Source organism: Chamaesiphon polymorphus CCALA 037, from assembly GCF_003003845.1.
GTDB lineage: Bacteria > Cyanobacteriota > Cyanobacteriia > Cyanobacteriales > Chamaesiphonaceae > Chamaesiphon > Chamaesiphon polymorphus.
On the sequence record NZ_PVWO01000178.1, the window covers coordinates 1 to 10,460 of the forward strand.

General features: G+C 44.1%; 11 protein-coding genes. 1 reads left to right on the forward strand and 10 read right to left on the reverse strand.

The genetic code is table 11. The features are described 5' to 3' along the window. Window positions 1-67: 67 nt before the first annotated feature. The 10 genes from C7B77_RS14555 to C7B77_RS14600 form a co-directional block, all read right to left on the reverse strand. Window positions 68-835 carry a hypothetical protein gene (locus C7B77_RS14555; protein ID WP_106306019.1) on the reverse strand — a complete coding sequence of 256 codons (768 nt, stop codon included), beginning with the start codon at window positions 833-835 and terminating at the stop codon, window positions 68-70. Window positions 836-871: 36 nt separating this feature from the next. Continuing rightward, window positions 872-1,693 (reverse strand): hypothetical protein, encoded by an 822-nt coding sequence (locus C7B77_RS14560; protein ID WP_106306022.1) that lies wholly within the window; start codon window positions 1,691-1,693, stop codon window positions 872-874. Window positions 1,694-1,715: 22 nt separating this feature from the next. Beyond that, entirely contained in the window at window positions 1,716-2,147 is a 432-nt protein-coding gene (locus C7B77_RS14565; protein WP_106306025.1) for a hypothetical protein, read from the reverse strand. Further along, window positions 2,144-2,686: a DUF6714 family protein gene (locus tag C7B77_RS14570; protein ID WP_219892157.1), complete on the reverse strand. Its 543-nt coding sequence runs from the start codon at window positions 2,684-2,686 to the stop codon at window positions 2,144-2,146. The genes C7B77_RS14565 and C7B77_RS14570 overlap by 4 nt, the downstream gene beginning before the upstream one ends. Beyond that, window positions 2,686-3,297, reverse strand: a complete 612-nt coding sequence (locus C7B77_RS14575; RefSeq protein WP_106306027.1) for a dihydrofolate reductase family protein — start codon at window positions 3,295-3,297, stop codon at window positions 2,686-2,688. The genes C7B77_RS14570 and C7B77_RS14575 overlap by 1 nt, the downstream gene beginning before the upstream one ends. 50 nt (window positions 3,298-3,347) lie before the next feature. Next, window positions 3,348-3,809: a hypothetical protein gene (locus tag C7B77_RS14580; protein ID WP_106306030.1), complete on the reverse strand. Its 462-nt coding sequence runs from the start codon at window positions 3,807-3,809 to the stop codon at window positions 3,348-3,350. 15 nt (window positions 3,810-3,824) lie between these two features. Then, complete coding sequence (locus C7B77_RS14585) at window positions 3,825-4,256, reverse strand: GNAT family N-acetyltransferase (RefSeq protein ID WP_106306033.1); 432 nt, start codon at window positions 4,254-4,256, stop codon at window positions 3,825-3,827. Between the two features lie 20 nt (window positions 4,257-4,276). Further along, window positions 4,277-4,954 carry a hypothetical protein gene (locus C7B77_RS14590; protein WP_106306036.1) on the reverse strand — a complete coding sequence of 226 codons (678 nt, stop codon included), beginning with the start codon at window positions 4,952-4,954 and terminating at the stop codon, window positions 4,277-4,279. Between the two features lie 77 nt (window positions 4,955-5,031). Further along, window positions 5,032-5,415, reverse strand: a complete 384-nt coding sequence (locus tag C7B77_RS14595; RefSeq protein ID WP_106306039.1) for a hypothetical protein — start codon at window positions 5,413-5,415, stop codon at window positions 5,032-5,034. A gap of 170 nt (window positions 5,416-5,585) precedes the next feature. Further along, a complete protein-coding gene (locus C7B77_RS14600) occupies window positions 5,586-5,930 on the reverse strand; it encodes a hypothetical protein (RefSeq protein ID WP_106306042.1) in 345 nt (114 codons plus the stop codon). A 623-nt stretch (window positions 5,931-6,553) separates the two neighbouring features. Here C7B77_RS14600 and C7B77_RS14605 point away from each other — a divergent pair. Then, window positions 6,554-10,318, forward strand: a complete 3,765-nt coding sequence (locus tag C7B77_RS14605; protein WP_245894203.1) for a WD40 domain-containing protein — start codon at window positions 6,554-6,556, stop codon at window positions 10,316-10,318. The last annotated feature ends 142 nt before the right edge of the window (window positions 10,319-10,460 follow it).

Genomic DNA, 10,460 nt, shown 5'->3' on the forward strand with positions numbered 1-10,460 from the left:
ATCTTAAACGATCTAGGAGCAGACGACAAAGAGTGTTGTGTAATTGAGGAAGGCGATTGGATAGCTATTAATACCGAGATAGAAAATCCTTAATAAGATCGACAATTTCCTGATAGTGAGATAAATCCGAACTAGGAACTGAGAGCGAAACTTTTTTGCCAACACTCGGAATCAAATGAATGTTATAGACAGATTTGCTATTAACATGAAATGGTAATTTTTTAACTAGAGATCGATCGATAGTAGCTAGTGGTATTTTTGTCTGTCGATCGCCATACAACAAGTATTTCTTATCAACGATTGCTTCTCCACTATTACGATCTAATCGGCAGCTCATCCGCAACGGAATCGCCAAAGCACCAAAAACAACCGCCATTCCAGCAGCTAAAAAGTTGACAATAAACAGTGAATTCGCCCACCGATCGTCTTGCTCGATCGAGATTGTAGGCTGTTGGGGATTTTTGATAAAAGCATTCAATCGATCGACTGTTTTATCGGTTCTATCGGTCACAAAAGCACGATAAGGAGCTAATTCAATCTCACCTTTGGTAGTAGTAAATACTACCCCTTTGCCGCTAGTTTTGACAGTTTTTGCCGATGTCACAAATCCAGGGATTTGTTCTTTTTTCGTACCTGAAATACCTGTAACACTAAGTTGGCATTCAATTTGGCTAGATGCACTGCGTTGGCATTCTAACGTAATTATACTGGCAGTTAGCCCGAGCAATTTTAAGCCAATTAGGAAAAAAGGTGTGACTAGTAATAAACCCCATAGACATTGACGATTTTTGTCTGTTATATGTAAGACTCGATCGGTCTTTTCGATAATTTCCATAATAATATTTAAATAACTATAATTACTGATAAATTTTCATAAACACGATTGATAACCCCAAGGGAGCTTGGGATTAGTTGATAGACGAGTGTTATAAGCTTCATAACATTTAAATTCTCTAACTCGATCGTTGACTAAACCATAGGTGACAAGCACTTCTGGACGAGCGATAAACGAAACTATACTGACAGTAGGGCATTGGGCGATAATTTTAATACTTATCGATCTCATTAATTGTTGTGATTTCAGGACGGTATAGCCACCTTTCCCAGCCATAAAAAGTTCGTATCCATCTGGACGATTTGTGGGATTATGTGGATACTCATTGGCAACAATGATGCTGGTTGTTCTCAGCGGTCGCACATTTTTTACCCGCTCGATGCTATTCCGAATGGTTGTTAACGCATTACTACAATTTTTGATATCTTTTGCAGCAGTATCGCGCATCCATCCGTGCCGCGTACACACCCCTTGGGGGCTAGGTAAAGTCGATAGACACCAATAATATCCTTCACCATAGACAACTCCTGCTTGGATGGATTTCAATCTAGAAATAGATTTCCACGGTGTTTGTTCGATCTCATCGGTATAGTAGTATTTATTGCCACGAATTATCAGTGACATGCCCACACCACCGCTCGCATATTTGCCACCAATTATCTTGGGAGTTGAGTTATTTACTTGTTGGTAATTGTCGAGGCTCGTGTCGATCGCCCGATCCAAAGATAAACTCGTTAACTCATATCCATAAACCATCCAAAATGCGATCGCGATCGAGACATATTTTCTGTGTTTATAGATAGACGAAAGATAAGTATGTAAATCGAACAATTCGAGCCGGACAAGCGGGATTTTCATCAGCCATGTCTTGTGAAATAAATTATTTAGAATTGGAAGTTTCGTAACTGTAAATTATCTCGCTACCCTTGAGTTCTTCTAGTAATTTCAGAGAAATTTCATCGCCGAAAACTGCATATAGCATTCCGTCGTAAGCAGAAAATTGAACGCTGCCATTTGCTTCAATTTCCATGTGCAAAATACTAGAACCCAATCCAGGTTCAAGGGTATCTGTTAGTGCTTGAACTTGAGTAGGTTCTAAGTTAATTAATATACCATCACCAGCCAATTTACTATTACTATCCTTGAATGAAGAGTTAGATCCAATAATTTGATACTTAAATTGCGATAGGTCGAAATCTTCAATCGCCCAAATTGCCAATCGAGCTTGCTGTTTGGATAATTGAGTTATAATCGCATAAAATAATTCTCTAAATCGATCGGGATTGGATTCGAGCGAACCTGTAGCGTTCATTTATATATCTTCTGTTGATTTTTGACGTATTCTTCCCATTGCCAGATAATTTGCAATTCTGCTTGACTTCCGGCATATTCGCCATGTTCGCCAACAACGAATCTCAGAAAAGCAGCAATTGCCTGGGCTTGATTTCGATCGAAACCATATATTCTAATCACCTCTTTAGGGACACTTTTTCTTAAACTTCCCAGCATCTGCACGATTTTAAAAAACGGCACTGAGATACTAATATGTCCTTCTAGAGCGGCAATGATAAATACAGGTAGATAGTAGCAAGTTCCTCGTTCGTCTATGAATGATAGAGCTGATTCAAAATTGATGAGTTTTGCACGAGAGATTTCCTGCCAACGATCTTCTATATCTTTCGATCTTGCGGCGATAACTTCGGCATCGGTACAGTAATTGTCGAGAGCGTTCGCGGAGCGTTCCTGTAGGGAAATCGCTTGGTGTAAAGTGGTGCCATTACCAAGTTCTACATCTGCGAAGGCTGCTTGAATCAGATCGATAATTGCTAATGATGTTAAGGGTACTGGCATTATTTATTCGATCTCCTCACTTTATAATCAAGCAATAAGACTCCGTTGTTATAGACCTTGCGATCGATAAGTTCTAAAGCCGTTGACTCGTTGGCGAAGCCTCTCGAAACGAGAATCGATCCGGCAAACAGGGGAATACCTGCGCCCATCAAAAATGGATTTATTTTAAGAATTAGTCGATCGATTAACTTATTGGTAAACAGTGTTGTGGCTAAATTAGCACCACCACAGAGCCAAATACCCTTGCCCGATTCATTTTTTAAACCCGTAACTAATTCGATCGCATTGTCGGCAACAAGTTCAACATTTGGATCTGGACTTTCTTTAATACTGCGAGAAAAAAGATACTGCTTCAAGTGCGAATACGGGCTAGTAATGCCATCTTTCAACCCGATTTCGTAAGTTTTGCGCCCCATCAAAACGATATCGAACCATTTATTTTCGGAGTGGATGCCCATGACATCGCGGAGATGAGATGGCACCGTTTCGGGAAAGGAAGCAAATAAATCGACAAAATATTCACCATCTTGAGAAAAACCATCGTGGGAGCCATCGGGATGGGCGATAAAGCCATCGACGCTACAAGCCACATAATAGATTAACTCTCTCATATATCCTCCGAATTAGTTGACCGACTTCGCCGCTCCCGTGCAGCGGCTTGTTATGCCTGCTGTGGGTTTGCTATCTGGTGTGTATGTCTCGCTATGGCCTTTTTGAGTAACCAGGAAATTAACCATAGCGGAAGTGCGGCAAATGCGTTTTTTGGGTATAGTTCCAAAGTTCTGTTAATTCGATATCCTGAATTTGTATCCGCAAAGTCCCAGCGTTCGATGAAATGTGTTGCTATATTCTTAATTGGGGAGCTGAAATCACTCATTTTCATAATCAGGCATTTGCCAGCATTTAAAGATTGCACTGTTTCTTTGTGCTTCGATCCATCAGTATTTTCGACATAAAATTCGGTTCCAATAATTGAATTTGCAGGCGATTTCATTGTCACCTTAGCAATTCCAGGGAGAGGCCCATAGCCTTTGAAGCCACTCCATCGATCTACATCGAATATTTCTGCGCAGATTTGCGCTGGCGAGATCGAGCTGTCTGCTGCGATGGTAAAAGTAATCATATTCTTTTTGGCTAACTACTTAATTAGATCGAATGAGAACATTACATGGTCGGTTGCTGCTGAATTACCAACACTCGCATATAGGCTCATGGCTGCGGTATTATCTCGATCGGTTAATACCCACGCTACCTCACAGCCCAAGTCCCGCCCGATTTCAAGCACCGCATTCATCAACCGTTTGCCGATGCCTTGGCGTTGATGGGTTGCTGCTACACCAACTTCGTTAATCCACAGTTCCGGCACGGGTTTATCGGGATGGACGTAATGAACGGCGGAGATAAAACCGATGACTAAATCGTTATCGATCGCGACTACTAAATGATGGCGCGGATCTGCCAGAAATTCGATCGCACGCGGTAGATCGATCGGATCGTCAAACACATCTGGATCGATATTTTTGAGGATATCTAGATCGTCACGATCTAGGATTTCGATCGAGATTGTCATAGTCTGTACTCCGCTTCTCCCTACTTCAATTCTACTCGAACGTTTTTTATCTCCCGATCGTTGTATGCTGCAATCTTTGCAGATATAGTCTCTCCCGACATCTTCCTCGATCGATTCAGGGCTGTCAGATGATATTTGTAGCCTTGACCGTATTTGGCACGGGCTAAATTCACTGCTTTCCTGCCCAGAACACCGTCTCCAGTAATATATAAGAGAATGGGCATGAGTACAGTCAAAGCTGCTCCAAGGAAGAATGCTTGTTTTGGTATAGAGACATGATGACCGGAGTTAAGACTGGCAGACATTACAGGCTCGGCACTCAGTTGTCTGTAAATCCAATAGGCAACAGCAGTCTCTATAATTTTAGAGAGATACCACATTACAAACCCATTTGGATCGAGGCGAAATTCTAGCATCAACAGATCGAATGGGGTCGAACAAGACCGCATCAAGATGGAACCAATCCCAATCGCAATCCAGAAAGCGGCGACCCATCTGACGATATTCGCAGTCCGCAGACTCCCCCGGATGAGATAAACGCCAGCTACCACAATTAAGATGCCTGGGGATGAATAACTCCCAGTTGGTGACTGTTGCAAATTCGTGGATACACGATAAACCATATACATTAGATCGAGAATGCCGATCGCGATCGAGGCTATCCCAACCTGCTTTAAAATAGTGCGATAATGTTGCATCTGTTTTAAGATCTAATTCCTGCTTAGGATGGTGTTTAGACACCATCCTAAAAACTTTATCGATCGCGATCGATTATTTAATTAGACCCTGGGGTAATTGCACGCTCGACACCCTGCGGTTGCATTTTTTTGAATTTTGCTTGTGGCTTGCAACGTTCGTGTACTTTAGTTTCTAAACTAGATGGATCGATATTTTCCGAGCCGACAATCAGTGTTTTATAATTAGCAGCTTTTTCAACTACAATTTGACCGCAGCTATTGACTGATTTATCTTGGCGCGAGCCTGGTTTATCTTGAGCACTAATAAATCTGATTTGGTATCGTTTAGCAGGAGTTAATCCTGTAACTACTACTTCACCTTTACTAGTTTTGTAAGCTTCGGCAGCATTTGCGATCGCACTATTAGTTAGTACGAGAATTGTGGCAATTGAAATCGTAGCAATTGAAAATTTAGTTGACATATATACACTCCAAAATTGAGATAAGTTTTGTGAGATTTTAGTGAGATAGCAGCGGGTTCTAACCGCTGCTCGCGATCGAAGTAAACGCCTACGCGGACTGATTAACTAGTCCACGTAGGCGGACTTCGCATCATTAGCCACGACTTCTGTGTCGTTGGCAATCCATTTGTCTAACCTTTCAGTTTTCCAGGGTTGCGAGCACCGCCAGAAACACCTTGACATTCGACAATATCTTGGTTTGATGACTGATAAGCAGAATCCCAGGTTACAGTCACAGATTTCGGACAATTATCATAGTTTTTGTTAACTAGATCGATCGTGCCTAAAGGGGTATTAGACTGAATTTTGACGGATTTAATTCCTTTAGAGCTAGAGATATCACAGCTAACATTATTTGGAATAGTGCAGTTAACAGTTGGTGCTGCGTTGGCAACAGAGCCGATCGCGAAAGCACCGAATAAAGTTGCACTAGAAATTAAGCTGGCAAATACGATCTTGAAAGTTAGAGTGGACATTATTTTCTCCTCAATTAATTGTCATTCGAGCAATTTATCGATAGTTGCCAATCGATGCTTTGCTCGTTGAATCAATCTACAAATTTGTCGGGTTCATTTCGGAAAAATAGAAAATTAATTTTAATTTATTTGCTTAGCTTTTATCGCGCTACAAAAATATCAATCAATGCAAAAAAATGCCTCGATCTCAAGTCGCAGGATCTCGATTTTTAAAGCAAGAATCATGCGCAATATTCTAGAAATTATTCCTTAAAAATACTGTTTACACAAGAAAATCTACTCGTTAAATTAAATTTATATTTTTATTGACTGGAGTTAAGCTCGATAAGTAGTCGATCTTGGGCCTCTGCCAAATCTATCGACAGAAAGTTGTCGCAAACCTTCTCCCGATCGTGAAGCTACGCTAAGACCGTCTCAGGAAAAGCTGTTAACTGGTTCATCGGGGTATTTTTAGTATCATTCCAGACAACTCCAGAGACCAGATAAGTTAGATAAAGATAATAACTAACTTAAGCAACAGCTTGAGATAATAAGAAAATCCTGCGGATGTACCTGATTCGAGAGTTTAGTTGCCGCTCGATCGATCGATTAAGTTGAGCTTAAGTTAGTCATTCTCATCACATATGAACATGGCCACTAAAAAGAATCGCCGTCGGGGAGTCGTGCTGTCGCCAATCGGTCAACAGAAGATCGAACATGCGCGGCGACATCTGGAGAAAACAGAAAATGCGGGCGACAGGTTCACGATCGAAGAACTCAGCGAGCGATCGCAGTTATCTCTCGCCACGATGACAAAGGTTTTAGCCGCTCGGCTCGGCGTGGATAAGCAAACATTGGAGCTGGTGTTTGTGGCTTTTGGGTTGCAGATGGAACGCGCCGATTATCATCAGCCAGAACATCACGAGGAGTCAGCAGAAATTCATCTCGATTCCCCAGCAACACAAGTAATCGATTGGGGCGAAGCGATCGATGTTTCGATGTTTTACGGGCGAGATTCCGAAATTACCACGCTGACAACTTGGATTCAACAGGATAACTGTCGCCTGATTGCCTTGTTAGGTATGGGCGGGATTGGCAAAACCGCTCTATCGGTCAAAATTGCCCAGCAGCTCCTGCAAACTGCTCGACCCTTTGAATTTATCGTCTGGCGTAGTCTCCGCAATGCTACGCCCCTAGAATCGCTACTGGTTGACATCATCCAAGTGCTATCCTGTCAGCAAGAAAACTTGGCTTCTTTGCCGATTCCGGCTCTATTAAATCGGTTGCTGCATTACTTGCGATCGCATCGCTGTTTGTTGGTATTAGATAATTGTGAAGCTATTTTGCAGAGCGGGGAATTTGCCGGAGTCTATCGTCAAGATTATGAAGCCTATGGCGAACTATTTCGTCAGGTGGGCGAAATATCCCATCAGAGTTGTCTGGTGCTAACCAGTCGCGAGAAACCACAAACGATCGCCAATCTGGAAGGGATAACTTTACCCGTGCGATCGATTGCCCTGACTGGATTACCGCTGGATGATAGCGATCGATTATTTGAAGCGATCGGACTATCTTCATCATCATCGATCGACAGACATAAGCTGATGTCAGTTTATGCTGGTAATCCCCTCGCACTCAAGATTGTTGCTACCTCGATTCGGGAAATTTTTGATGGGGATGTCGATGCGTTTTTAAGTGCCGAAACTACGGTGTTTAATGGGATTCGACGGTTGCTAGACCAGCAATACCAGCGGCTGATGCCGATCGAGCAACAGGTAATGACGTGGTTGGCGATCGATCGCGATTGGGTCACACTTGCTCAATTACAGGCGGATATCGTTCCTGCTGTCACTACCCAGCAATTGATGGAAGCCTTAGAGTCTCTATCGCGGCGCAGTTTAATCGAGCAAAAGAACGCCCGTTTTACTCAACAACCTGTAGTAATGGAATACATGACCGAGCAGTTAATCAACCAAATCTGTGCAGAAATTACTAACTCTCAACTCTCAACTCTCAACTCTCAACTGTTTAACACTTATGCTTTGACTCAAACCACGGTCGAGGAATATGTGCGGGAGAGTCAAATTAGGCTGATTTTACAACCGATCGCGCGATATCTGCGAGAGAGATTTAGATCGATCGAAGAGCTAGAGCGACAGATGGGGCAAATTTTAGAGCTGGTGCGGCGATCGGAAATAACAGGATCGAGCTATGGAGCCGGAAATGCGATCGGTTTAATTCAGGCATTGCAACTAAATCTGACTGACTATAATTTTACCGAACTCACCATTCGTCAAGCCTGTTTCCAAAATACCCCCCTGCACCGAGTTAACCTGTCTCGCGCTCATCTTATCGATTGCCGATTTGCCGAGCCTGTAGCCGAACCATCTTCCTCAGCAGTTAATGCTAGTGGCGAATTGCTAGCCTTTGGGGGGCACGATGGCATAGTACAGATGTGGCAAGCATCGACAGGGCAACTATCCTTCGCCGTGCAAGCGCATACAACTTTTATTTTGGCTCTAACTTTTAGTCCCGATGGCAAAACCCTAGTGAGTAGCAGCATTGGTGGGGGGATAAAATTCTGGGATGCCCACACGGGCAACTGCCAGCGGACTTGGGAGAAAGGCGGAATTTGGACGCTGGCGTATAGTCCCGACGGGCGATTATTAGCAGCAGGTTTGAGCGATCGCGATAACTCGATTTATATTTGGGATGTGCAGACCGAAGAATGCTTTAAAATTTTGCTCGGACATACTGCCCCAGTCTGTGGCATTGCTTTTGCACCACACCTTATTGACGATCGACAACTGCTGGTGACGGTAGGGCAAGATTGCGTGGTGAAAATTTGGGATCTCGAAAGTGGCGATTGTCTTCGCACTCTAACCGAACATACCGGACAGATCTGGTCGGTGTGTTTTCATCCCGATGGCGATCGGTTTGCTACCTGTAGCTTCGATCTTTCCATCAAGATTTGGGATGTCGCAACGGGTGCTTGTCTCCAGACACTATGGGGTCATGCCAAAGAAGTTTCTAGAGTTAGATTCAGTCCCGACGGTCATTTACTCGCCAGTGCCAGTAGCGATCGCACCGCTCGGCTGTGGGACATCGAAACTGGCAAATGTCTGAAAGTGTTGCAAGGACATCTGGAGCCAGTTTGGGCGATCGAATTTACCACAGGTTACGTTGGTTCTGCTGCGAGATCCGATCGACGGGTGGATAGTTCGATCGCCAGACAAGTCTTCGTGAGTATTGGCGTGGATCGCGCCATGAGATTTTGGGATGTCAGTCACCTATATCGAGATCATCCGTTCTCGATCGATCCAGCCTCCATTTCCGGTCATTGTCTGAAAACCATTCAGGGTTGTGGTACGGGGATTCGCGCCCTAGCGATCCATCCCGATGGGCTGTTATTCGCCAGTGGGGGTATGAGTGAATCGATCGATCTATGGGATCTAGGCGATCGATCCGATCCTTACCAGCCCAGCGAACCAACCGGAAAATGTCTCCAAAAACTTACAGTTCGCGATTCAAATACCTGGACGATTGCCTTTCATCCCCAAGGTAAATTGCTAGCCAGCGGACACATGAATGGTGAAATGAGAATTTGGGAGGTCGAATCGGGAAAATGTTTGCATAATTTGACCACAAATTATTCGTATATGATTCAATGCTGTCGATTTAGCCCCCAAGGAGATCTGATCGGTTGTATCGGCAGCACGGAACCCATTATCCGCTTCTGGGATAGCCAGACTGGGGAGTGCTGGCGCACGATCTGCTTAGAAGCCGAATCTTACATCTTCGGACTAGATTTTCATCCCCAAGGACGCTATTTTGTGACCGCCGGACATGACGATCGAATTCGGTGGTGGGATATGTCATCGGGAGAGTGTTTTAGAAGCCAAGCGGGAAATGAAGGGCATGTTTGGGCGATCGCCTTCCATCCGCAAGGACACCTGTTTGCAAGTATTGGCGGTAGCCCCGATGTCAAAATTTGGGATGCTGAATCGGGAGAATGCTTGAGGTTATTAGCCGGACATACCGGAAATCTGGGGGCGATCTCCTTTAGTCCCGATGGCTCAATTCTGGCTAGCGGTAGGAGCGATCGCACTATTCGGCTGTGGGATGTGTTAACTGGTGAGTGTTTGCACGTTTTCGAGGGTCATACCAGCGGTGTCACGTCAGTAGGATTTACTTCATCGCACATGCTAGCCAGTGCGAGTTTTGATGGCACGATTCGATTGTGGGACGTGCAAACGGGAAAATGTCTGAATCTGTTTCGACCAGATCGACTGTACGAAGGCACGAATATTGCTGGGATAACTGGGCTGACGGATGGTGAAATCGCGACACTCAAAAGTTTGGGGGCGATCGATCTGCTGGAGCCACAGGGCAAGATTTTCGATCGGTAATGGTATGAGCTGCGATCGATCGAGGGGCAATGTCGATCGAACCCACTAGTACTGGGCGGCATAAATAGGGGTTGCGGAATAAAGGCTAAAATCCAGGTTGGAAAGCAGTTACAGCTACTAATTCAGCTACTCAGAGCCAAGG